General features: G+C 45.8%; 26 protein-coding genes. 12 read left to right on the top strand and 14 right to left on the bottom strand.

The window, feature by feature from the left end; all coding sequences use genetic code 11:
* Positions 1-122: 122 nt before the first annotated feature.
* The gene (locus tag ACXAGP_RS15510) at positions 123-500 is read left to right on the top strand and encodes a hypothetical protein (protein WP_338291462.1); all 378 of its coding nucleotides are present in this window, start codon (positions 123-125) and stop codon (positions 498-500) included.
* Between the two features lie 13 nt (positions 501-513).
* On the opposite strand, the gene ACXAGP_RS15515 is transcribed toward ACXAGP_RS15510, so the two are convergent.
* The 5 genes from ACXAGP_RS15515 to ACXAGP_RS15535 all read right to left on the bottom strand — a co-directional run bounded on the left by ACXAGP_RS15515 (position 514) and on the right by ACXAGP_RS15535 (position 3895).
* Positions 514-837, bottom strand: a complete 324-nt coding sequence (locus tag ACXAGP_RS15515; RefSeq protein ID WP_475262472.1) for a hypothetical protein — start codon at positions 835-837, stop codon at positions 514-516.
* Between the two features lie 71 nt (positions 838-908).
* A complete protein-coding gene (locus tag ACXAGP_RS15520) occupies positions 909-1352 on the bottom strand; it encodes a GNAT family N-acetyltransferase (protein WP_475262473.1) in 444 nt (147 codons plus the stop codon).
* 14 nt (positions 1353-1366) lie between these two features.
* Positions 1367-2182 (bottom strand): CLCA_X family protein, encoded by an 816-nt coding sequence (locus tag ACXAGP_RS15525; RefSeq protein WP_475262474.1) that lies wholly within the window; start codon positions 2180-2182, stop codon positions 1367-1369.
* A 162-nt stretch (positions 2183-2344) separates the two neighbouring features.
* On the bottom strand, positions 2345-2734 hold the full coding sequence (locus tag ACXAGP_RS15530) for an MAPEG family protein (RefSeq protein WP_475262475.1): 390 nt from the start codon (positions 2732-2734) through the stop codon (positions 2345-2347).
* 45 nt (positions 2735-2779) lie between these two features.
* On the bottom strand, positions 2780-3895 hold the full coding sequence (locus ACXAGP_RS15535; protein ID WP_475262476.1) for an NmrA family NAD(P)-binding protein: 1116 nt from the start codon (positions 3893-3895) through the stop codon (positions 2780-2782).
* 97 nt (positions 3896-3992) lie between these two features.
* On the opposite strand from ACXAGP_RS15535, the gene ACXAGP_RS15540 reads away from it, so the two are divergent.
* Positions 3993-4988, top strand: coding sequence for a GlxA family transcriptional regulator (locus ACXAGP_RS15540; protein ID WP_475262477.1), 996 nt, complete (start codon positions 3993-3995; stop codon positions 4986-4988).
* Between the two features lie 64 nt (positions 4989-5052).
* Here ACXAGP_RS15540 and ACXAGP_RS15545 read toward each other — a convergent pair whose 3' ends face one another.
* The 4 genes from ACXAGP_RS15545 to ACXAGP_RS15560 all read right to left on the bottom strand — a co-directional run bounded on the left by ACXAGP_RS15545 (position 5053) and on the right by ACXAGP_RS15560 (position 8413).
* Positions 5053-5346, bottom strand: coding sequence for a DUF1330 domain-containing protein (locus ACXAGP_RS15545; RefSeq protein ID WP_475262478.1), 294 nt, complete (start codon positions 5344-5346; stop codon positions 5053-5055).
* A gap of 219 nt (positions 5347-5565) precedes the next feature.
* Complete coding sequence (locus ACXAGP_RS15550; RefSeq protein WP_475262479.1) at positions 5566-6939, bottom strand: NAD(P)(+) transhydrogenase (Re/Si-specific) subunit beta; 1374 nt, start codon at positions 6937-6939, stop codon at positions 5566-5568.
* The gene (locus ACXAGP_RS15555; protein ID WP_475262480.1) at positions 6939-7235 is read right to left on the bottom strand and encodes an NAD(P) transhydrogenase subunit alpha part 2; all 297 of its coding nucleotides are present in this window, start codon (positions 7233-7235) and stop codon (positions 6939-6941) included. The genes ACXAGP_RS15550 and ACXAGP_RS15555 overlap by 1 nt, the downstream gene beginning before the upstream one ends.
* On the bottom strand, positions 7235-8413 hold the full coding sequence (locus ACXAGP_RS15560) for an NAD(P) transhydrogenase subunit alpha (protein WP_475262481.1): 1179 nt from the start codon (positions 8411-8413) through the stop codon (positions 7235-7237). Before ACXAGP_RS15560 ends, ACXAGP_RS15555 begins: the two co-directional genes overlap by 1 nt.
* A 275-nt stretch (positions 8414-8688) precedes the next feature.
* On the opposite strand from ACXAGP_RS15560, the gene ACXAGP_RS15565 reads away from it, so the two are divergent.
* Both ACXAGP_RS15565 and ACXAGP_RS15570 read left to right on the top strand, forming a co-directional pair.
* Positions 8689-9252: an HNH endonuclease gene (locus ACXAGP_RS15565; protein WP_475262482.1), complete on the top strand. Its 564-nt coding sequence runs from the start codon at positions 8689-8691 to the stop codon at positions 9250-9252.
* 71 nt (positions 9253-9323) lie between these two features.
* The gene (locus ACXAGP_RS15570) at positions 9324-9572 is read left to right on the top strand and encodes a DUF6482 family protein (protein WP_475262483.1); all 249 of its coding nucleotides are present in this window, start codon (positions 9324-9326) and stop codon (positions 9570-9572) included.
* A gap of 27 nt (positions 9573-9599) precedes the next feature.
* Here ACXAGP_RS15570 and ACXAGP_RS15575 read toward each other — a convergent pair whose 3' ends face one another.
* Together ACXAGP_RS15575 and ACXAGP_RS15580 are read right to left on the bottom strand one after the other, a co-directional pair.
* Complete coding sequence (locus tag ACXAGP_RS15575) at positions 9600-10535, bottom strand: MBL fold metallo-hydrolase (protein ID WP_475262484.1); 936 nt, start codon at positions 10533-10535, stop codon at positions 9600-9602.
* Between the two features lie 6 nt (positions 10536-10541).
* Positions 10542-11273 carry a hypothetical protein gene (locus ACXAGP_RS15580; protein WP_475262485.1) on the bottom strand — a complete coding sequence of 244 codons (732 nt, stop codon included), beginning with the start codon at positions 11271-11273 and terminating at the stop codon, positions 10542-10544.
* Between the two features lie 135 nt (positions 11274-11408).
* Here ACXAGP_RS15580 and ACXAGP_RS15585 point away from each other — a divergent pair, with 135 nt between their 5' ends.
* From ACXAGP_RS15585 to ACXAGP_RS15600, 4 genes are all read left to right on the top strand, one after another.
* On the top strand, positions 11409-12305 hold the full coding sequence (locus ACXAGP_RS15585; protein ID WP_475262486.1) for a LysR family transcriptional regulator: 897 nt from the start codon (positions 11409-11411) through the stop codon (positions 12303-12305).
* Between the two features lie 120 nt (positions 12306-12425).
* Positions 12426-12833 carry a Zn(2+)-responsive transcriptional regulator gene (gene zntR, locus ACXAGP_RS15590; protein ID WP_475262487.1) on the top strand — a complete coding sequence of 136 codons (408 nt, stop codon included), beginning with the start codon at positions 12426-12428 and terminating at the stop codon, positions 12831-12833.
* On the top strand, positions 12830-13873 hold the full coding sequence (locus tag ACXAGP_RS15595) for an SO_0444 family Cu/Zn efflux transporter (protein ID WP_475262488.1): 1044 nt from the start codon (positions 12830-12832) through the stop codon (positions 13871-13873). Before zntR ends, ACXAGP_RS15595 begins: the two co-directional genes overlap by 4 nt.
* 235 nt (positions 13874-14108) lie before the next feature.
* On the top strand, positions 14109-14543 hold the full coding sequence (locus tag ACXAGP_RS15600) for a nuclear transport factor 2 family protein (protein WP_475262489.1): 435 nt from the start codon (positions 14109-14111) through the stop codon (positions 14541-14543).
* Between the two features lie 95 nt (positions 14544-14638).
* Here ACXAGP_RS15600 and ACXAGP_RS15605 read toward each other — a convergent pair whose 3' ends face one another.
* The 3 genes from ACXAGP_RS15605 to ACXAGP_RS15615 are packed head-to-tail and all read right to left on the bottom strand — an operon-like array spanning position 14639 to position 19167.
* Entirely contained in the window at positions 14639-17113 is a 2475-nt protein-coding gene (locus ACXAGP_RS15605; protein ID WP_475262490.1) for an ABC transporter permease, read from the bottom strand.
* Between the two features lie 13 nt (positions 17114-17126).
* Positions 17127-17807 (bottom strand): ABC transporter ATP-binding protein, encoded by a 681-nt coding sequence (locus tag ACXAGP_RS15610; protein ID WP_475262491.1) that lies wholly within the window; start codon positions 17805-17807, stop codon positions 17127-17129.
* A gap of 28 nt (positions 17808-17835) precedes the next feature.
* The gene (locus ACXAGP_RS15615) at positions 17836-19167 is read right to left on the bottom strand and encodes an efflux RND transporter periplasmic adaptor subunit (protein ID WP_475262492.1); all 1332 of its coding nucleotides are present in this window, start codon (positions 19165-19167) and stop codon (positions 17836-17838) included.
* 181 nt (positions 19168-19348) lie between these two features.
* Between ACXAGP_RS15615 and ACXAGP_RS15620 the strand changes: the two genes are divergently transcribed.
* The 4 genes from ACXAGP_RS15620 (at position 19349) to ACXAGP_RS15635 (ending at position 23860) form a co-directional block, all read left to right on the top strand.
* Positions 19349-20731, top strand: a complete 1383-nt coding sequence (locus ACXAGP_RS15620) for a sigma-54-dependent transcriptional regulator (protein WP_475262493.1) — start codon at positions 19349-19351, stop codon at positions 20729-20731.
* Positions 20721-22064, top strand: coding sequence for a sensor histidine kinase (locus tag ACXAGP_RS15625; RefSeq protein ID WP_475262494.1), 1344 nt, complete (start codon positions 20721-20723; stop codon positions 22062-22064). Before ACXAGP_RS15620 ends, ACXAGP_RS15625 begins: the two co-directional genes overlap by 11 nt.
* Positions 22065-22173: 109 nt before the next feature.
* Positions 22174-22932 (top strand): glycoside hydrolase family 25 protein, encoded by a 759-nt coding sequence (locus tag ACXAGP_RS15630; protein ID WP_475262495.1) that lies wholly within the window; start codon positions 22174-22176, stop codon positions 22930-22932.
* 1 nt (position 22933) lies between these two features.
* Positions 22934-23860, top strand: a complete 927-nt coding sequence (locus ACXAGP_RS15635) for a hypothetical protein (RefSeq protein ID WP_475262496.1) — start codon at positions 22934-22936, stop codon at positions 23858-23860.
* Positions 23861-23890 lie beyond the last annotated feature (30 nt).

Consider the following 23890-nt stretch of genomic DNA (forward strand, 5'->3'; position numbering starts at 1 on the left):
TTTCCTTTTTTCCAGGTGTTGCTATATTAAAGATGTGGGCAGTTAAAACTGTGCATTTAACAACATCAAAAACAAATCAGGACTTTTTCCACGGACAGGATAACCTTTGAAGGGGAGCTGTTATGAGCGAGAGTCAATTACCTTCATGTATCAGCCATCTGACCGATTCGCTGCAGGTGGTGCAATTCTATTGCCGGAATATTCCTATTCAGGTGCCTAAGTTTGCCGTTTATGCGGTGTTGGATAATCCCGTATTTGACAAAATCGTCTATCGCGAAAATCGCAAAGTAGGCATGATAAAACTGGGGCGTTATCTGGTACCGGTTATTGATCCCCTGCACGGCCGTCTGGAAGAGCGCCCCAATCACATCGTGGTGATCAGCCAAAGTAAGGGCAATAAATTTGGTTTGTTTGGCTACCCCGCAGACGAGGTAAAAGACAATTTATTGTTGCCATTTTACCATCGTTCGGTGCGCAAAATTGTGAAGGATTTTGTGTAACTAACCGAGGCGATTATTGCCTTATACCAAGCGAACCACTATCCACAAAGTTGTAGGTGGTGGTTGCTACTGTATACCATCCAACGGGCCCACATGAATGCGAATAGGCTCTAACGTCGTATTGAGCTGCAAACGCAGTTAACAGCATAGAATACATTTTTTCATATTCGGGATGACTGGCAGGGATATACAAACGATCGGCGATAGTACATTGGCTGGGGTTACCAAACTCACCAAAAACCATAATACCGTTGCCCCTCTCCAGATCTATTTGAGTCACTTTTGCCCAGTTTGAGTAGCCTCCGGCTAGCGTTAAAAATGGAGTAAAAATGAACATTAGAAGTAACACTTTTAAGTTCTTGCAAGTTACCTTTTTAGTTTTCATCAGCATTAGATTCGTTTTCCAGATTAAATCTTAAGAGTATAGTAGTCAAAGCTGTCGATCATTTTATAGCCCAGTTGCTCATAAAGCGCTTTTGCCTGAACGTTGTCTTTTGCCGTCGCCAGCTTAATCGCATGCGCTTTGTTTTTCTGAGCAAACGCTTGTGCTGTCATCATCAAGGCTTTTGCTACTCCTTGCTTGCGCGCTTTTTCAGTGACATATAAATCATTCAGGATATAAACCTGCTTCATGGCAACCGAAGAGAAGGATGGGAACAGTTGGGTAAATCCCATGCCGTTGTTATTTTCATCTAACGCGATATAAATAACGGAGTCTTGTTTCACCAGGCGCGCTGAAATAAAAGCTCGCGCTGAATCTAAATCGCTACGTTGTTGATAAAACTGGCGGTACTGATCGAATAAGTCTGCACATTGTTCAAGTTGGTCATGGGTAACTTGTTGTATTTTCATCAGGAGCTCGTTAGTTATTGTTGTCGGGATTCACCTTCCATTCTATCTAATGCCGTCCCCAATGCAGCAAAATAACGCATAAAGTGAGCAGCAATTTCAGAGCGCTGTTGTGGCTCAGGGTAGATCCCTAGTTTCGCTTCAGTAGATTGTTTGGTGCCTTGTACTAAAAACGCGTTTTTAACAGGCTGATCTTGCACCCAGGCTTCAAAGGCCCGGGCACACACCTCTTGCGGTTGCGCATAATAATAAGTGTTGAGAGATTTATCCGCTGCCGCACTTTTAATAAACAGGTCGCTGAGTTCGTCACTGTTGGGTTTGAGAAAAATATGCTGGTAGCAGTTTTCCAGCAAATGATTAATCGGGTGTTCAATGACCTGAATATTTTTAAGCCATAATACGGAAGCAAAGTCTGTATGCCGGGCTTTCTGGAATAGCTTTTGACTGATGTAATGATCAAAAGCATGAAACCATTCATGGGCCAATGCGCCGCCCCCGGCATTTTTCGCCAGCGCCAACGTTCGCGTACCGGCATTGTAGTGGGCGGAACTGTATTTTTGTCCACCTTTGCCAAAGGCCAAAGATAGTGTGCCGTTTAAAGAAATAACCTGTTCCGGCACCTGGAGTATGGTCATCAGATCGCAAAGGGCATCAAAAAACAAATTGGCTGCGATTTGTTGCTCTTGTTTGGTCACCCAGTTGCCAACTGTGGCGGTTTTAAAGCCGAAAATCTTAATGATGTCATTAAAAGAGACATCCGCACCGTCGCGGTGGCTGGGCCCATTGCGATAATAGGATTGATGTAACCGGGAGGCTTTCTGAGATTGGCTCAAACTTGTAAACAAACACTGCAATTTAGCGCGATGATAGCAGTATTTTGAGGCAATTTAAAAAACAGTCAGTCGTTACTAAGTATGAAGCTGCATTTTCGATAGTCACAAAATATAGCGAGTAAAACTCGCTATATATGCATAGCAATGAACGCTCTTTTCGTACTAGCTCAGAAGCAACACCAAAATATAAAGCAACGGAATTAAGCCCGATAGCCAAGACAACGAACGTATATAAGGGAGCCCCAATAAAACACTCAATATATAGATGCTTCTGGATACCATGATAACAATGGCTAAAAAGCTTAATTGGGCGACGCTAATTTCACTCGCTTCCAGGCAGATGAATAATCCGCAAAAAAACACCAAAAACTCAGTTTGATTATCTTTTGCTCGTCGAGCTCTAAGCTGGCATTTTTGCTCTGTTTTTTGCGCGTCTAGGTTAGATAAGGCATAAGCCAATCCGTAACTTCTGGTGCGGTATACAACTTGTAAACCTAGTAGCATGAAATAAAGCACCAGGTTATAAAGCAATGCAAGATAAAAAGGATCCATAAATACTCCTTAATTGTTTAATGACACGCTTGTTTCGTCGGTTTCTTAACGAGGGGGTGGGGTGTTTGTCGATAATAACTGCTGGTCTGCTAGATGAATTTGTTGCCAGTCACCACTTTCATAGGCGTAAACCGGGGCCCGAAAGAACTCAGGAAAGCGCTGCTGTCTTTGAAAACTGTCCAAATCTGGTGAGCGTGTGAACAACATTTTTACAAAGAAAAGCAGCGCGTTAGCGACAGATTTAAAAGTACGATTCTGTAAATCTGATTGTTGCAAATGACGCTGCAATATAATCTCGAAGCTTTCGGCATGCACCCCCGTAAGCTCAAACACCAGGTCATTGACCCCCTCTTTTGAAGCAAAAACTCCGTGTTCTAATTCTTCAAGATAATAATTAACATTTACCATCTGGTAGGTATCAAATCCCATGGCCTTTAGAGACTTAAACAACATTTTCTTGCTGATAGTCATAGGCCGGATTTTTCTTCCCAGGGCTTGTGAATAGCAGTCAATGACATCCTGGTGGGAAATGAGCTTAGGCCCTGTTATCCGATAGGTCTTGAATTTATGGTTGTCGGGGTTTTGCAAAATTTCAGCAATAACCCGGCCCTGGTCTTCCTCTGAAGGGGGCGCATTTAAGGCTTTGTGCGCAAGCTCATGCTCAGTTAACAAGGTGGGATAAATGCCCAGTTGAGTCACCATCTCTAAGGTGAAAAAATAGGTAAAACCAAACAGGCCGGTATTGATAAAAGTGTAAGCCGTATTTTTATGCAGGTTTGCCAGTTGTTTGGTTAACCATTGTTCACGTGTGTGAATTGCCGGATGGGCCGCTGAGGCTAACCATTGGTTCATATAGACAACATGCTCCACTTCAGCATGTTCTGCCGCTACAATGAAATTTGCAGTTTTTAATAAGGCATCTTGTTCAAACGGAGCGCAAAAATAAGCACCAGAAACGCCGTTAAGTGCCGATTCAATATCCCGGTAATCATCTAAGTTTCCCTGTACAATTTCCGCACCCAGAGATTGTAGCTGTTTCGACTTCTCTGACTGAGTGTTTCTTACTACAGCTTTGACAGCAAGCCCGCGTTTTAGCAGTGCCAGTGAAGTAGTGAATCCGGTATTTCCATTGGCTGCGGTCACCAGTATTTTTTGTGTCATATCGTTATCTCCTGAAGCTCTAGAGCACATGTTGCACTCATCAGAAAACTTATTTAAGCTTCAAATTGGACAAAAAAGCTCCATATAGGACATTTGTATGCAGGTCTTGAAAGTCAACATTTTGGTGAGTGAAAACGCGCTATTTTCCACTGTGTTTGGGCCATTCGATATGTTCATACAGGCAGGTGTTTTCTGGAATAAGATCCATGATTTACCACTGACACCAAATTTTGATGTTTCAATTACGGGACTCACAGATAAAGAAATTACTGGGCTAAGCGGCGCGAAAATACGGCCTCACAATAGAATTTCAGATGATGATGACTTTGATTTGGTGATAGTGCCGTCAGAAGGAATGAATATTCAACCACACAGCCAGAGTTTCAAACGCAGAGTCGCTTACATCAAACTGATGCACGATCGTGGGGCAATTGTTGCCAGTATCTGTACGGGCGCCTTTTTATTGGCTGCAACAGGATTGTTAAATGGCAAAACAGCCACTACCCATTGGGCACTAGAGCCACTGTTTAGAGCGGCTTTTCCTGAGGTTAAACTGGATACTAATTTATTGATTGCAGAGGAGGGGAATTTGTTAACTGCGGGTGGAGTCAGTGCCGATCAGGACTTGTGCATGCGCTTGATTGAAAGGTGTTGCGACAGAGACGTAGCGCTGCAAACGGCGAAGTGTACGTTGGTGGATTTTCACAATAATAAACAGTCGAGTTTTAAATCTTTTGTGATCAACAAAACCCACGGTGATAGTGCCGTTTTGCTCTGCCAACAACATATAACAGACAATTTGCATCGCTCCATAACCATCTCTGAGTTGGCAATTGTCAGCAACTTAACCACTAAAACATTAAATCGAAAATTTAAGAAGGCCACCAATTATGCGGTCAACGAATACATTCAACATCTCAAAGTAGAAGAGGCTCGTCGAATTTTGGAGACTGAGACGGTCTCTTTTGAGCATGTGGCGCAATTGCTAGGTTATGAAAATGTCAGCTTTTTTCGGCGTTTATTTAAAAGGCTGGTTGGGATATCCCCCAAAGAATACCGAAGATTATTTAAGGGGGGGGATCAAACTCGTTAGCATTGAGGCAAGAAAATTAGAAAGAGGAAAGGGATATTTACCAATGCCTCTTCCTTTGGCATCTTTAATTCATGACTTCATAGGTCATCATGGCCATGTCAGCGGCCTGCTCCCTGGTATCGATAAGCGCTTTGTACTCAGATGAGTCAAACCAGGCATCCACTTTTTCCTGAGAAGGAAATCGAGCAATAACCACTTGTTGAGCGTTATAACCATTACCATTGAGCACCCGACTTAACGTACCGCGAAGAACGAGTTCAGCCTCATGCTCGGAGGCCAACTGCTTAGATTGAACCAGGTATGACTGAAACTTATCAGCGTCTTTTACGGTAAAAGTAGAAATCATAACTACAGACATTTTAATTCCTTAATTGAGTTGTGTAGGAGAATTACTTGTTGAAAATCAGCAAGCAGTAACATCAGGGTCACTCAGTTGGCGAAATTAAGTAAGATTCAGTTAAGACATTAAAAGTCCATTTGGGACAAGTGTAGGTGCTCGACAAAGAGGCTAAGACAAAAATAACAGAATAAAAAAGGCCAGCAAAATGCTGGCCTGTGTAGAGTAGAAATACTCGTTTTAATCCCCAAATTCCCGGATAACGGTGTTGAGGGTATCTTTGGCATCGCCAAATACCATTCGGGTGTTATCTTTGAAGAACAGTGGGTTATCCACACCGGCGAAACCGGCTGAGGCGGAGCGTTTCAGCACAAATACGTTCCTGGCTCTGTGCGCCTCAATGATTGGCATGCCATAGATAGGACTGCCTTTCATTTCTTTCGCGGCCGGATTAACCACATCGTTGGCACCGATAATAATGGCGACATCAAAGCTGTCCATACGCGGATTAATGGCATCCATTTCGTACAGCTGCTCGTAGGGCACATCGGCTTCGGCCAGTAATACGTTCATGTGGCCAGGCATGCGACCTGCTACCGGGTGAATAGCATAAGCTACTTCTGCACCATTTTGCTCCAATAGTTCCTGTAACTCTTTAACCGCATGTTGCGCCTGAGCTACCGCCATACCATAGCCGGGGATCACTACCACACTTTGGGCTGCCTCTAAGACATAAAAGGCGTCTTCAGCTGACAGTGATTTAATTTCACCTTCGATTTTTTCACCGGCTTCAATGGGTTTAGCAAAACCGGAGAGCAGGATATTCATCAATGAGCGATTCATGGCTTTACACATGATTTGCGTCAGAATAATCCCGCTGGCACCCACCAGTAAGCCCGCCACAATCAGAATATTGTTCTGGATAGCAAGACCTGCGGCGGTAGCGGCTAATCCGGAATAGCTGTTGAGCAGTGAAATCACCACTGGCATATCTGCACCGCCAATCGGGATGGTGGCCAGGATGCCAAATACCAGAGCTAAAGCGATGGCGATGTAAAACCATTGCAAGTTAAAGGGCTGTGTGGCAATGACAAAAGGCAGTGCAATAGCGGTGATGATAATCAACCCATTTAGCCAGCGCTGGCCCGGAAAAATTAAGGCTTTACTGGCCATTCTGCCGCCTAGTTTAGCCCAGGCAATCAAACTTCCACTGAAGGTGACGCCACCGATGAGTATGGAAATATAGGCAATTACCATAGTGGTGATTGTCAGGCTGTTGCTATTGCTAATGGTGAGCGTCGATAAACCCAGTAGCAAGCTCGCCAGGCCGCCAAAACCATTAAACAGGGAAACCAGCTCTGGCATGGCGGTCATCTCCACCCGTTTTGCCATCCAGGCACCGAGTACGCCACCGATTAAGATGCCGGCAAAAATTAACTCATAGCTGATGATATCCTTGTGCAGCAAAGTCATGACGATGGCGATAAACATACCCAGCGCGGAAGTGAGGTTACCCTTCTTAGCCGTGGCAGGGTGGCTCAACAATTTGAGGCCCACAATAAACAGGATGGCAGCAATAACATAGCTGATATTCACTAAAATAAGCATGTCCATTATTTGGCCTCCTTATTCTTTTGTTTGGACTTAAACATGGACAGCATACGGTCAGTGACCATGTAACCACCCACCACGTTTACTGTGGCAAAAATAACCGCGACCACACCCAATATGGTGGTAAGTTGGGTATTATCGGAGCCTGCCGATACCATGGCTCCAATCAAGGTAACACCGGAAATCGCGTTGGCACCCGACATTAACGGGGTATGCAGGGTAGCAGGGACTTTGTGAATCAGTTCAAAACCCAGGAAGCCTGCAAGTACCAGGATAAAGAGTAAGTAAATCAGTTCCATCAGGCGTCTCCTTCAGTGGCGGCAAAGTGTTTTATGAGCATGGCATTACGCAATTCCTGCTGATGGACAATCACGCAACCATCTAAAATGTCGTCTTCCAGGTCCAGTACAAAGCGCTTTTGCTCTTTGTCCCAGTATTCATCCAGCAGATTAAACAGGTTGTTGGCGTACAAATCGCTGGCATCTTTAGGCACCTGATTGGGCCAGTTGCCAGTACCGACAATTTTTACGCCGTTTTTAACTACGGTTTTACCCGGCTCAGAGCCGGCGACATTGCCGCCATTTTCCGCCGCCATATCTACCAGCACACTTCCGGGTTTCATACCGGCAATATCTTCCTCGCTGACGATAAGAGGCGGTTTACGACCGAACAGTTGCGCGGTAGTTATTACAAGGTCTGAATCGGCAATCGCCTGACGTTGCCCTTCTTTTTGTTTTTGCATCTGCTCTTGTGTGAGGGCGTTGGCATAACCCTGACTGGTTTGTCCGGTTTCACCTAAATCAATTTCCAGAAATTTGGCTCCCAGCGACTGCACTTGTTCTGCCACCACAGGGCGCGTATCGAAGGCGGTCACACTGGCACCAAGTCGCTTGGCTGTGGCAATCGCTTGCAAACCTGCCACACCCGCACCAATGATAAATACCTTGGCAGGTTTTACTGTCCCCGCCGGGGTCATCATCATAGGGAGGATGGTGTCTAACTGGCTGGCCCCATTGAGCACCATCACATATCCTGCCAGGTTGGTTTGGGAGCTCAAGGCATCCATTTTTTGTGAACGTGTGGTGCGCGGTATCATTTCCACGCTGATGGCGGTGACTTGCTTCGCTTGTAATTGCTCTATCAGCGGTTGCTGGAAGAAAGGATCTAAATGTCCAATCACCAATGCACCCGCTTGCAGGTGCTCAATATCATCCTGGGTTGGCCTTGTAACATACAAAACGATATCGGCTTCTTTAAGCCCTGACGCCCGGTCGTCACTGATTTTAGCTCCGGCTTCAACAAAGCTGGCATCATCATAGCCTGCCAATAATCCAGTACCTGTTTCCACGGTAATTGAAGCACCAGCCAGAGTTAACTTTTTAACTGTGGCGGGAGTTGCGCTGCATCTGCGCTCCAAAGAAACATTCTCAGAATCTTGTGCGATCCCGGGTGTTTCATTCACAACAAATATTTTCATTTCGACTCCAATAACGATGGCTTATGTTACAGAGTATGAAAATCCGGCGGAAAAGCTAAATTACTTATTTAGATGGCGATTATAGATTTTAGTGATAAAGGTCGGACCAGATGGTTTTCAGTACGATAAATAAGCGCTCAACAGCTGTAATTATTACTGAGTAAGATTCTTGCTCAAATCAAAAATGAGTGAAATTTAACCTGTTTTTTAAAAATCTGTCATACTTTGTGTACAAAATATAGTCAGCTGAACAATAATAATAACGGTAACAGCCTATGTATGTATTAAGACTCAATCAAAGTACCATGCCTTTGGGATGGATCACTATCGAAGAAGCCTGTAAGCAATATTCTCTTGGCAATGTGTTGTTTGAATTGGGCACCGCTAAGCGAACTTTGCTCGGCGGCCATAATCGGAACGGCGAGCAAAGCCAACTGCAAATTGCTTCCATTATCGGCTGCAAGGGTAAGGTGGTTAATCAGAATGGTAAAATCCCTTTGTGCAATCGCTGGCTTTTTGCCCGAGATAATTACACCTGTTTGTATTGTGCCCATCAATTCCGTCCGGGCCAGTTAACGCTCGACCACATAGTACCGCGTTCCCGTGGAGGCAAGAAAACCTGGATGAATTCGGCAACAGCCTGTAAACGCTGTAACGTGCAAAAAGGGGCCCGCACGCCAGAAGAGGCCAATATGCACCTTATTGCTATACCCTTCAAACCCAACATGTATGAGCAACTCTATTTGCGTAATAATCGCATACTGGAAGATCAAAAGGAGTATTTGAGTATGCAGTTTTCATCCAAGCGGGACTGGTTAGGTGGCAAGTTGGTTGCCTGATTCCGGCTATTTAATGAACTAAATTCTCCGGTTGCTCGTTTAAAACACAAGTTGTCAAACGGGGAACAAACATGAACTTACACATAGAATCCTTTGAAGGGGGCTTTTATCTGGCCTCGATTGAGGGCGAAAACCGCACCTGGTATCTTTACGATGAGCAAAATCATCCGAAGAAATTTAACTGTATCAATGAGATAAAGTCTTTTCTGGACAACGAGCGTTTCGAAAAAGTGTGGTTAAAGCAAAATACGCCGTATGATGAGATGTGCGGCATGACTCCAGACCCTGAAGCGTTGAAAATGGAAATTGAATGGCATTAGCGTTTAATTGAAAACCCCATCCGTGAACTAGTCCAGAGGTTGCAGGATAAATGTGTCGCCCACTCGTCTGGTTGGGGAAGGCGTAATTTGCAACAAGTCTTGCAATATTTTGAGTTGTTCAAAGTCCAGCGGAAGAGGGGCCTCGTTGGGCTGATAGGTTGCCCCCATAGGGTAATCAACACCTGGCGTCTTACTCATTTCAACGTGTGTTCCCATAATAGCGGTAACGGCTAACGATGCTGTGTATTCATATAAGCGTTGGATACTGAGACGGTATTGTTGCCAGTTGCGCACGTAAAGCCTGCCGGGATACAGACTATCTCCCGTGAGTAGCCATCCAGTTTGTTCGTCGAAAAGCGCAATAGCATCCTCACTGTGACCGGGTATAGGTATAAGCGTGAGCTTTCGGCCACCCAAGTCAATCAATTTAGTATCATCTGGCCAATTGAGGCCTTTTGGACCGTAGCCAAAGTGCGCCTTTACGCCACTGAGATTGGGGGGAATGAGCGTGGTTCCGGGGCGATTCTGAAATTGTCCATCTGCGGCAACATGGTCACTATGGCCATGAGAATGTAACACCAATAGTGGCATGGAATGGTTGCTTGAACTCACTGATGACACTAGTTTCTGCACTTCATCGTAGAGAGGAAATTCATTGGCGTTGGCCGTGGCACCAGTATCCAGGAGCAGGGCCCGTTCCTTACCAATGAGCAGATAAATGAAAGGCGCTTCGTAATGCAGGCATTTGTTCTGACGAAGCACAAACGTTTGGGCATTGTATTGATAGGATTCAATCGCCGTAGCCTGCTGGATAAGACAATTTGCTGCGCCGTGCTGCCACTGGTGTTGCTGTAGTTTCTGGAGATCATTGTCTGTAACAGTTGTGTGGGGCGTTGAGTTAGCCTGGACACTGATAACCCAAGTGAATAATAGACGTAGCAAGCTATAAGTAAGATTGGTCATAATGTGTTATTGCAAAAAATCCTGAAGCTCTACATACAGGGGGCGATGTTGCTGACAGTGCCTGAAGTCCACTGTCAGTGTTTGATTGGCCTCTGAAACCAAAACATTTATCGGGCTTTTGTATGACTCAGCACAGTTTTCGGCCAGATAAATAGCATCAAAGGACGGAGCTTGTCTTATCTGGTGCACCAATAGCTGCCGGTTTGACGGCAACGGGATCAGTTGCCACTGAGTAACCGGAGCGGATTCTGGTAGAGATGTAGAAAGATGTCTTCGATAGATTAGCTGTTCAAATTCTACAGTGTCTTTTAACCATTGCTTACCACCACGCTCAAAGTGACCTTGAAATACTGTGGCCTCAAGGGAAAAAGACTCTCCCTCTATTAACCTGTTGAGATCAAACGGTTCGGGTAGCAGTGTTAAAGCCGCCGTGGGCTGCGCAGTGCTCTTTTGAGACATTAAATAACCGATATACTGCGCCGCGTGTACCACTTTTATTTGGTATATCAACTGGTAGTCGTGTGGTGCTCGATACAGTGGTAAGTGGCTGGCGAAGAGCTGTTGACCATCAGTAAACAACACCATGCCATGAGAGCCTGAACGTTGATGGTGGGTATGTTTGTCAGTCTTGACATTGTCTGCCTGAGAGTTGAAAGCCTGGGGGGCATCTGCCCAATTAGGCATCGAAATAAAAATGGTTAACAGGCTGAACAGTGTGAGTAAGCGAATTCGGAGCACAAGCGTTTTTCCATCAGTGACACATCAATAATCGCTATTGTCTGATACTGGCTGTTATAAAAACATCGAAATAGAGTGCATAAATGTTTCCTATTGGGATATGGTATTACTTTGATTGTGTATGTTTGGTGAATTGTGGACCTCAACGATTTACGCTATTTTTTGACCGTAGCCCGCAGTAATAACCTGCAAGTCGCGGCCAAAGAACTCAATAAAACACCCGGTGCTTTGTCTAAAGCGATACGTCGCATTGAGGCATTGACCAATACCCAACTGTTTGAGCGACAAGGCAGGAACATTCGCTTAAACCTGCAGGGCGAACGTTTTTGTGATTACGCTCGGGTTATAGTGCATGAATCTGAGCAAGCCATTAGTGCTTTTGGACAAGGGCAACATAAAACCATCGTTAATGTTTCTGGACCTGTGGTGTTATTGCAATACTTACTCCCTAAGGTACTGGACTGCTTACCGGATAATCAGTTTCAGGTGCATATTGCGGCGCAATGGGAAGGAGAGGCGCTGAAACAGGTAAGTGATGGCTCTGCCCATTTGGCCATCGTTACTGCCGAAGCGATTGCCAGTGGCAATACAGATCTCGCAAAGGTTGCTTTGGGTGAAACCGAATTTGCTGTTATGGCAGGGCCTGCTCATCCATTGCTGCTGCAGCATCGCAATAACACCCTTTCTCATGAGAATATTCTCCAATACCCTTTTGCTTGTCCGGCGGTTTCGCCGTTTTGTGGTATTAAGCGGGGAATCGGCTCCGATGGCTGGCGAGATGATGTTTTATCGCGAGAGATTGCTTATCGATGTGATGATTTCAGCACCTTGTTGATGTTGGTACAACAGGGACGTACTTTGGCCTATATGCCAGATTTGTGCGCTGCTTCCGGGATATTAAAGCGCTTGAATGTGAGTGAACTACCTTGGCATTATCGAGAAAAACTCTGTCTGGTGTATAAACCAAGTAAAGCCTCAGGCTGGTTAAATCGCTTTATCTCAGAACTGCAGAGCCGGCTTTCCACAGCATGACCTAATCAAATAGCCTCTTCAAAGACGTTTTCCACAATTAAGTGATATTAAACCCTTGACCTTATATATAACTATAGGGTTTATTCTTGATTGTAACCTTGAAACACCGAAGAGAATGTTATGTACAAGATTGGACAACTGGCTAAGGCGGAGGACATTACGGTAGAAGCGCTGCGCTTTTACGATCAGCAAGGGATCTTATCGCCAGGTTTGCGAGCAGATAATGGCTATCGCTTGTACAGCGAAGACGATAGAGTGCGTCTGCGTTTTATTCAATCTGCCAAGAATCTGGGTTTTACTCTCAAAGAAGTGAAAGAGTTGCTGGATATCAAAGTTGAAAAAGGCGCTCATACTTGTGGCGAGGTAAAACACATCGCGGAGCATAAACTGGCGGATATTCAGCAAAAAATTCAACAATTACAACGCTTTGAAACAACTCTTAAAAAAGTGGTGGCCACCTGTTGCGGTGGGCCTGAGAGTGCCGAACATTGTTCTATTCTGGAAGCAATAGAGGAGAAGGTAGCATGAACCTGTTAATTAATTTTTGGGATTTGTTGGTGCTGTCTGCTCCCTGGCTATTGTTGGGCTACTTTATCGCAGGGTTGATGAATGTATATTTACCTAAAAAGTGGATGGAAAGTCAGTTGGGTAAGGCGTCTTTTGGTCATTCGGTTAAGGCGGCGTTTATTGGTGCACCTCTACCACTGTGTTCATGTGGCGTGATCCCGACAGCCTTGGGATTGAGAAAGCGCGGCGCATCCAAAAATGCCACTGCGTCATTCATGGTAGCAACCCCCGAAACTGGCGTGGATTCGGTATCGGTCACCTATGCCTTAATGGGACCTTTAATGGCAATAGTGCGACCCATCGCGGCGATAACCAGCGCGATTGTTGCGGGAGAACTTGTACGTTTGACCGACAAAGAAGGGGTAGCAGTTGAAAAACCGAAAGTACACAGTTGCTGTGGCCATAAGCATTCTAACGATACCACAGAAGATAAAAGCTGGACTGCGGTGTTGCAGTTTTCATTTGGAAAGTTATTGGGAGATACCGCTACCTGGTTGCTGGTGGGCCTGGCCTTTGCTGCCATGGTACAAACCTGGGTACCGGAATCTCTCTTTGTGCAATGGGGTGATAGTATTCTTACTATGATGTTGATGATTGTAGTGAGTATTCCTATGTACATCTGTGCTACAGCGTCTACACCTATCGGGGCTGGATTTATCTTGGCGGGCGTCTCTCCCGGTGCTGTGTTGGTGTTCATGCTTACTGGTCCCGCTACCAATCTTGCGACTTTGGGCGTGTTGGGAAAAGAGCTGGGTAAGCGCGCCATTATTGCCTATCTGCTGGGCGTTATATTGACGGCTGTGGCAATGGGCATAAGTCTCGATTATGTGTTGCAACAGACCGGCTGGCAAGTGAACGTTGCTGAGCAGTTGCATGAACATCAAGATAGCCTGTTGTATACCATTAGTGGCATAGTATTGAGTGTTTTAATGCTGCGTTATTACGCCGTTAGTTTTAAGCAACGTCTTGTTTCTTCCCGAATGGAATCAAGTAGCCCTTAACTCTACAGGTGATCTGTTTATGGTGATTAAAAGCACTGTGTTATTTTGTATTTTTGCCGCAGGCACAAAGAGGGAACAATTGCATAACTCGGGTTTATCTTTTGTAAAAAAAGTCACTCATTCCAGGTTTATTAAACGCCTTACCAGGTGGACTTTTTGTTTTGTGGTGATATCGCTTTTTAGCGGATGCAGCACAGTCCCGAAAAGTTATGAGCATAGTGAATTAGCGAAAAAAATGAGCACTTTTTTCGCTATATACGATGCCCGGGAGGACTTCAAACAATTGCTCTCGCACTACGCAAGTGACGCTGTACTGATTGATGTTGTTTATGGTCATTGCGCTAAAGGCAAGCAAGCTATTCGCGAATTTCTGAGGTGGGGTGATCCGCTTCTAAAATTAAATGAGGGCAATAGTCTGTCAATTCAAAAGCAACTTTTGGATGGTGATACCGGGGTGACAATCGGCACGTTTGAGCCAATTAACTACGACGGGCAATCATATAGCCATTGGAAATTCGTGATCATTCAGACATTTGATGAAAATGGACTGATCCAGAAACAAGTCGACTGGATAAACTATCTGCCCAGAGAAGATTTTCCGGGAGGCGCTGATATTAATCTTTTAGATCCTTTTGGAGAGCAGCAAGATTGCAATATGTCGAGCAGTTAAAGCTACTTGCATAGCGTCGACACAAAAACCTCCTGCGCATTCATCCTTGAATAAATTTCTTCTATGAAAACGCAGGAGAAACGGGAACCGTGTTTTTACTCGTAGCGCAATGCCTTGATGGGCGTTGCTCGCGCTACTTTGGTGGCTTTCCCTCCAACTGTCAGCCAGGCGATCAACAGGGCCAACAAACTCGCAACCAGGCAGCTGATGAACACCCATAATTCACTGATACGGTAAGGGAATGCCTGCAGCCAATTGGTCATGAGCAATGCAGCAACGGCACAGCCCAATAAACTGGCCAGCAGCACTGGCTTGGAGAACTGCCAGGTGAGTAGTTTGACAATATCCAATACGCTGGCTCCCATGACTTTTCGAATGCCGATTTCCTTGAATCGGCGCTCGGCCGTGAAGCTGGCCAAGCCAAACAATCCGAGACATGACACCACTACCGCTAGTGCTGAGGCTACTGCCAGTAATTGCGCTTGTTTTTGTTCACCCTGAAAATCGCGTTCGATGACTTCACTGACATAAGTGCGCACAAAGGGCAGTTCAGGAACATGTTGTTGCCAATATGAAAGCAGTGATTGCTCCGCCTTTTGCGGTGAACCATCAAAGCGTACCGCTAAAAAGCCAATACCGCCGTAGTCCACAAAAATATAGACTTCCGGTTGAATTCGCTCTCTCACGGTACGGTAGTTGATGTTGTTGACTACTCCCACCACCGTGGCAAAAATGGTGATATCGCCGAATTGGTATTCCAATTCTTTACCCAATATTTCTTCATTGGAGCTATAGCCAAATTGCTGCACCGCTTCTTCGTTCACCAGGGTATTGATTTGTCTGATATCCGGATTCTGCAACAATTCCTGAAAATCAGGGCGGATGTCTTTGGCGATATTGATATCAAAATAGCGACCGGCCACGATTTCTGCGTTGAAGGTATCCAGAAAGCCTTCATCGACATTTCTGAAAGGAGTATTCTGGCTATAGCGGGAGCCATCTTCGCGGTTGAAGGACACACCCAACTGCCAGTTGTTGGCCATCGCCGGGAACATATTTATGTAGGTGGCTGCCTGCATATCAGGTAGTTTCAGTATCTGTTCCCGGATAAGCTTTTGTCTTGAGGATTGGGCAACGGGTTCCCGGCCGACACCATGTAACATAACGATCTGGTCTTTGTCGTAACCCACTTCCATATTCATGGCGTGTTGTCGTTGTGCGAACATCACTATGGCGCAAACAATCAGCGCAATGGATATGGCGAATTGGGCCACCACCAGCAGATTGCGCAGCATGACACTGCCTGAAGTCTCTGCCGATTTATTGGCTTTTAGTACCTTGGCTGGATGGAAGGCGGATAAAATCAGCGCCGGATAAATGCCGCCCAATATACCCACCACAAAGACCAAAAGTAGCATCACCAGGGTATTGGAACCCATGTACTCAAACACCAGGTCTCGCTCTAAAAACTGGCTATAAGCGGGCAAAGCCAACTCCACAAAAACCAGGGCAAAGATCAGCGCGATGGCAGTCAGGAAAATGGTCTCACCTAAAAACTGCATAATGAGTTGCGGCCTTGAGGCCCCCATGACTTTACGCAGTGCCACTTCTTTTGCGCGTCGGGTAGAGCGCGCTACAGACAAGTTGGTAAAATTGATACTGGCAATCAGCAGAATCACCAAGGCAATACTGGTAAAGATGGCAATATTGGTTTGCCTGCCAGGTTCACTCAGGTAAATATCGAAGAGTGGGCGAGCTAAAAAGGCAATCCAATCTTGAGGCTCAGCATAAGTTTCCTGGATAAATTCCGGCAAAATCACTCTGTCTTTCACCAGTTGTTCTAAGCGTCCATTGATATCTTCTACACTGGCACCAGACTTTAACGTAACTAAAGTCAGGTTATTGCCGCCCCCCCAATCGGTATACATCCAGGACTGAGTTTCGATGTAATCTTCTTCAACAATTTTAACCAGTGCGGTCAAGCCCTCTATGCTGGTGTTATGGGCCACGTTTTTGTATACCGCCCCTACGCGGAAATCCTTTACCACTCCCCAACTGTCAATGGTGATCACCTCGCCAATTGCATCCAGATTGCCGAAATATTTGATGGCCAATTGTTCAGATAAAGCGATACCCGCATTATCGTTAAGCGTGCTGGCTAAGTCACCGCGTAAGGTTTCAAACGCCAAAATATCGATGACTTCTGGATCCACAAAGTACAGCGGCTCCTCGTAGATGTCGTTGCGAGTTGTCACTATCGGCCATTGTCGATTCAGCCTGGCTGTGGCTTCGATCTGGTCGGGAAAATAATCCAATAAAGTGTGTTTTAATGGGCCCGGAGCTACATTAAAAGATTGCGGCTCACTGCCTGGAATGGAGTAGGTTGATTCAATCACGTAGGTGCGCTGCGGAGCTGGCCATTGCTGATCGAATCCGGTCTCATCTTCAATAAAAATAAACAGTAACAAACAACTGGCGAGACCTATGGCCAGGCCGAGAATATTGATCAAGCTATACAGCTTGTCACTAATGATATTGCGCCAGGCAATTTGCAGGTAGTTTTTAAACATAGTTCACGTTCCCTCAGGCTGCTTTGACGCTTTCGGTGACTACTTTGCCATCGAATAAATTAACGGTACGCGTGGCGTAATCGGCATGTGCCGCACTGTGAGTTACCATCACAATAGTGGTACCTTCTGCGTTCAATTGTTGCAGCATTTCCATCACTTCCTGGCCATGGGCACTGTCCAGGTTTCCAGTGGGTTCATCGGCCAGGATCATCGCCTGGTCACCTACCACAGCGCGAGCCACAGCCACCCGTTGTTGCTGTCCACCGGACAATTGTCCGGGCATGTGATTGGCGCGATGGGCAATGCCCACTTTGTCCATCACCTGCAATACTCTGTTGCGACGTTCATGGGCGGGGATGTCGTGATAGAGCAGGGCTAATTCGATATTTTCCTGTACCGATAGTTCATCCACCAGGTTAAAGCTTTGGAAAATAAAACCAATATTGTGTTTACGGATGGCACTTAACTGACTTTCTTTGAATCCAGAAATTTCCTGATCAAGGAAGTGATATTCGCCACTGCTGGGACTGTCCAGCATGCCCAGAATATTCAGCAGAGTAGATTTACCACAACCGGATGGTCCCATAATGGCAACAAATTCACCGTGTTCTATATCCAGGCTTACCTGATCAAGCGCCGTTGTCTCGATATCATTAGATTGATAAACCCTGGAAATGTTGTTTAGCTTAATCATGATTCGTTCCTTTCAATGTTGGTATGGTTCATAGGCTGAGGTTGAGTCGTTCTATCTGTTGATATTCGCCATAAGATGACACGATGACGCGTTCATCTGCAGCCAGGCCAGAAATGACTTCAATGTATTGATTGTTACGTCGACCAGTTCTGATATTGCGCTTCACTGCTTCGCTGCCGTCTTCCGAAACTACGAATATCCAGTTGCCACCGGTGTCCTGAAAAAAAGCGGCGTTGGGGATCAAAATGGCGGGCTCAGCATCACTAAGCTGCAGCCTGGTTTGCAGTGTTTGACCGCGGCGAATATCACCGGGTTTTTGGGCATCGAATTGCAAGTCCACTTCAAATTGTCCATTGCGCACTTGCGGATAAATTTTACTGATGCTCAGCGAGAAGTTTTGATTGTTACGGGATAAGGACGCTTTTTGCTCCAGATCCACTCGGCCCAGATAAAATTCGTCTATAAAAGCACTTACCTTGAAGTCATCCGGTGTATCAATCTGTCCCAAGCGTCCCCCTCGGGCGATACTCTGGCCTATTTCAGCATCGAAGCCAGAGAGCTTGCCAGCCACTGGCGCGCGGATATTCATGTTTTCCAGATTTTGTCGGGAAATTTGCAGTGCTTTTTCCAGTTGCTCACCGGTTGATTTGAGAAACGCCAATTGTTGTTGCTGCATCAGTTCATCGGTGCGCTGGCTCTCCAGGGAAACCGTTAAGGTGTCGGTGTACCAGGCAAGCGTGTCTCTGGTGTCGTCCACCTGATTTTTGGCGATCAGATTGTTATTCAATAATTCTTGCTCGTGGTCTAGTTGGCGGGTAAGCAAGCGAATTTGATGATTAATATCTAACAAATTGCGTTTGTGCTGCAGACGATTTTGTTCCAGCTGTAGCTCAATGGAGCGTATGTTGTTGAGTTGTTCCGCCACCAGGGCTTCATTGCTGGTTACACTGAGCTGCAGCGAAGTATTGGATAAACGGGCAATCATGTCACCAGCCTCTAAACTGGCTCCATCTTCAACAAAAATGGCTTCAACCCGGCCACCTTCAATAGCGTCCAGAAAAACCGTTTTGGCAGGGGTGACGCGACCGCGCAACGGGATAAAATCTTCGAAAATACCGCGTTCTACGGTTGCTATGTTGAGGCGATTTTTGTCCACTGTTAAGGCTCGTTCGCCGGTTTGGCTAAGCCCCCAAACGAGAGCGGCCACAACAATAGCGGCGCAAGCAAAAATAAGAGCCTTTTTCCATGGTGCACTGCTGGCAATGATTTTTTTGTCCATGCCAGCGCCAGAGCGAGACTTGTTGGCTCGTCCAGCCTCGGGGATCTGAAAGGTTTTTTTGTGCTGAGCTTTGAGTTCCATCGCGTATGACGCCAATTGTGTGTGACAACTGTTATCCTTAAAACAAGTCTTGTGCCAAAGTCTAAGTGTCTGAATTTATTGTTGAAAATTAGTTTTTATGGAAGCGATGGCAACTAATAGTGTACGAATTTGAACAGTTGGTGTACGTTAATGAACAGTTTGAAAAGAAAACGAATCCAGCGTGAACAATAAAATTCTAATCGTAGATGATGACGAAGACATTCTTGTGGCCAGTAAATTATTGCTCAAAAGGCATTTTGATGAAGTGATGATCTGCAATCGCCCTGAGCAAATTCCGCAGCTAATGGCACAAGCTCAACCCGCCTTTGATGTGATTTTATTGGATATGAATTTTGGTCCGGGTGAAAGCAGCTGCGAGCAAGGTTTTAGTTGGTTACGGCAAATACTGGAGATCGACCCCCAAGCCGTCGTTGTCCTTATCACAGCTCATGGTGCTATCAACCTTGCTGTTGAGGCGATGAAGCAAGGCGCTACCGACTTTGTGGCCAAACCCTGGCAAAATGAAAAGTTATTAGCCACTGTCTCTGCGGCATGTCAGTTACGTCAAACTCGCATGGAAGCAACGCAACTCAAACAAACCAATAAGGCGTTAAGTGCGGCAATTGCGGGTAGCGAAGCACATCCTATGTTGGGGCGTTCAAAAGCACTAGAAAAGGTTAAACACATTGTATCTAAAGCGGCGGCCACTAACGCCAATATGCTGTTATTGGGAGAAAATGGTACAGGTAAAGAAATGCTGGCCCGCACTATTCACGCCAACAGCCAGAGAGTAGACAATGTTTTCATGAGCATCGATTTAGGCGCTGTACCGGAAAACCTGTTCGAAAGTGAGCTATTCGGACATAAAAAAGGGGCTTTTACCGATGCCAGAGAAGACCGAACCGGAAAAATTCAGGCAGCCAACGGGGGGACGCTGTTTCTGGATGAAATCGGCAATTTACCCTTGCATTTACAAACCCGATTGTTAACCGTATTGGAGCAACGAAAAGTCGTACCGCTTGGCAGTAATCAACCCATAGAGGTGGATATTCGTCTGATTTCTGCTACTAACTTGAGTGTCGAGAAATTGCAGGATGAACAGTATTTTCGACAAGATTTGTTATTTCGACTCAATACGGTAGAGGTTACCTTACCTCCTCTGCGAGAGCGCAAAGAAGATATCGAAGAAATTGCCCAGCACTACCTTGCACTGTTTGCCCGTAAATACCAAAAAACGGGCTTAAAATTATCACCTGAAAGCAAAGCAACTTTGCTGGATTACCATTGGCCTGGCAATGTGCGAGAGTTAAAGCATGCCTTGGAAAGAGCAGTCATATTAAGCGACACCGAGCATTTGAATATTCAGGACTTTCAACTGCAAAAAACATTGCCGGATAATCAGAACTCGGCAATGGAAGAGCGGGATTTGAATCTTGAGCGCATGGAAAAACAGGTGATCCAGCAAGCTTTGCGCAAGCACAAATACAACATATCTCATGCAGCCAAGGCACTAGGTTTAACCCGGGCAGCGCTGTACCGCAGGATGGAAAAACATGATCTTTAAGCGTTACTCCAGTCAACTTTTCTTGCGAGTGCTAGTGCTGGCAAGCAGTTTGTATGCCTTTGCTCATTTGTTGCAGTTGCAAGGCTTTTTAGTCACCCAGTGGGTGCTGGGTGGCCTGATTGTGTTGCAGTTTTGGGGGATTCAGCAGCAGATAACCAGAACGAATCTTCAGATCGCTCGATTTTTACAAGCCTTGCGCTATCGAGACTTTTCGACGCGATTCGATTTTAAGGGCTACGGTGACGGTTTTGAGGAATTGGGCAGGGAGATTACAGAGACTATTCAACAGGAACAACAGCGCCGTGAGTTACAGGAACAAACCACCCAACGACTCAAGTCAGTTATTGAGCAGGTACCTGTGCCACTGTTGAGTATTCATGCTGATGGGCGTTTGACCTTGTGGAATAACGCTGTCCGGCGTTTGTTCAACAGTAGTAGCCTGACGCGAGTTGAGGATCTGGAACGATTTGGTACTGAGTTTTTGCACGTGATGCAATCTATATCCGGTCCGCAACGCCGTTTGGTGAAGTTCGTCGCTGATGGTATCGAGCATCAACTGAGTATCTCTGTGCGGGAAGTGATACACGGAGGCAACCGCGATAGAGTCATTTCGCTACAAGATATTGCCTCAGAGCTGGAAAAGACTCAAATTGATGCATGGCAAGATCTGGTGAAGGTACTGACCCATGAAATTATTAACAGCATTACGCCAATATCCAGCCTTGCCGGTACGGCAGATAGCATCCTGGCGGAGTTACCAAAAGAAATGGCAGGGGATGATCTTGACGATGCCAGGCAGGCCATTTCCACGGTAGCGAAACGCTGCGAAGGATTGCAGAGTTTTGTCAATAGTTATCGCAGCATAACCCACTTACCTGCACCGGTAAAAAAGCCGGTTAAGATTGTGCAGTTGCTCACCCGAGTACAAAGCCTGTTCTCACAGCAGTGGCAGGAGCAGCATATCTTATTTCATCTGGAGGTGGCTGATCCGGAATTGGAAGTCAGCGCCGATCCGCAAATGTTGGAGCAGTTGTTTATCAATCTGTTTCAAAATGCCGAACAGGCGAAATCGGCCCCAGAAACTCCTTTGAACCTGACGGTGAAAGTCGCATTAAACAAACGCAGTAAGCTGGTGGTCAGTATTTGCGATGATGGTTGTGGTATTGCCCCGGAGATAAAAGACAAAATCTTTGTGCCTTTTTTTACCACCAAAAAATCCGGCTCTGGTGTGGGGCTGGCGCTTGCCCGACAAATCATGCTGGTGCACGGTGGCAATATTCGGCTGGAAGAGCCACGAGGTCAAGGTGCAGAATTCACGCTGATTTTTCCTTGAATAAACAGCAATAACCTCTAAGTTTATTATAGGTACATTTAGTTACCCGTATTGCTGATATTTTCCAATCACAAGCGATGCCGGGTGTTTGTTTTTAGGGATAAAAAAGGTGACGCAAAATCATAGTGTATATCTCAAATCTTCAGAATTTTTGCTAATTATTGCACTGGTTTTAGTATTAGTTATTGGTATTATCTCTCGCCCCCTATTGGTAGGTTCGCAGCCAACTGCAGAAGCCGCTAATATAACCAATACCGAGGTTATCCAGGGAATTGATGTGTCCCATGACCAGGGGGAGGTCAATTGGAGTCAGGTGGTTGGCAGTGGTATACAGTTTGTGTATCACAAGGCCAGTGATGGCATCACCTGGCAAGATCCAATGTTCGACAAAAACCTGCAATCCTTGAGCGCTTTAAAAGTTGATATTGGCGCTTATCACTTTTTTGAAGCTGAGGATGATCCGCAGAAACAAGCGCAAAATTTTTTAAACACCATTAAAGGCAAACCTTTGACGTTGGTCCCCATGGTGGATGTGGAAACCACCAAAAACCAAACAAGCGGTGAAATTCAGCAGCGCTTGAAAACCTGGCTAGAGGTGGTGCAGAAAGCCACCGGGTGCACACCTATCATTTATTCCTATAAAGATTTTTGGCAGGACAATATCGGCCCACAATTCAATCACTATCCCTTTTGGTTGGCGGATTATAGTGCCATGATGAACGCTCCCGAGGGCGTCGAAAACCTGATCATGTGGCAATACAGTGAAACCGGGCGGGTGCCGGGCATAACGGGTAATGTGGACCGAGACCGATTGCTTAGCGGTGAGTCCGGAATGACCGCACTACGCTGCGCATATAAGGGGCAATAAGATGGCTAATTCGCAACTCAGTGGCAAAAATGCCATCATTCAGTGGCTTCATTCAAGGCGTTATTTGCTGCTGCTCAATGTCAGTTTATTGCTTTTGTGGGTTTGTTATTCGCAGGGCTGGTTGTCAGGTGTTGCCGTCTGGTTTCAACAAGGGGCGTTGGTAAAAGCCAACTCTGAATATCTTGCTGGATTAGAGTCGCGTTTGTTGGCTGATTATATGGGGCTATTGGGTTTAAGTGCCGTTGTTGATGTGGCCGCCAGCAGTCAGTTTGGCCTTTCGTTTATCTTCGAGATGAACGTTCAGGTGGGCGAGTTACTCAATAACCTCGCTGATATTCTCGATAGAGGTAAGGGCTATTTATTAATGGCGATGGCCGCGATTGGTGCGCTGGAAGCCATAGCTTTGGTGAGTGAATACCTGGCTCCTTATTTATTCGAATTATTATTGCTTATTGTGTTTTTATGGAGTCTGACCAGTTTACTGTTTCAAAGTGCAATGCACTCGGTGATCATGGGGCAAGTGGTGAAACTCATAACAGTCTTGTTTTTGATTAGTCATCTTGCGATACCCTATAGTATTCACCTGAGTTCAGGCGCCACACAAGTGGTTAATAAGCTTTTGGGGATGCAATCCAGCCATCAATACTTCTCGCACGTCGCTGAAGAGCTGAGCGGTCAATCTTCTGTAGCTGCGCAGGCTGATTTAAAAGACAAAGGTAAATCGGGCGTCCACTTTTTACACAAGGCCGCGGCCGCCAAGCTAAATCAAAAGGTGCAACGAAGTTCACATATCGTGATGCGCTCTGCAGCTCATCTGCTGTTAACGCTGGTGGTGATCCCCGGGCTTTTATTGTTGTTTAACATTATGCTATTGCGCTATGTCATTGCCAGTATTGGCAGGAGGTACGCTTTACTAAAAGCCTCCTGATAAGTGCAAGTCTGGATGCATGGGCTATGC

It is taken from the genome of Planctobacterium sp. AWM4_229, assembly GCF_056160305.1.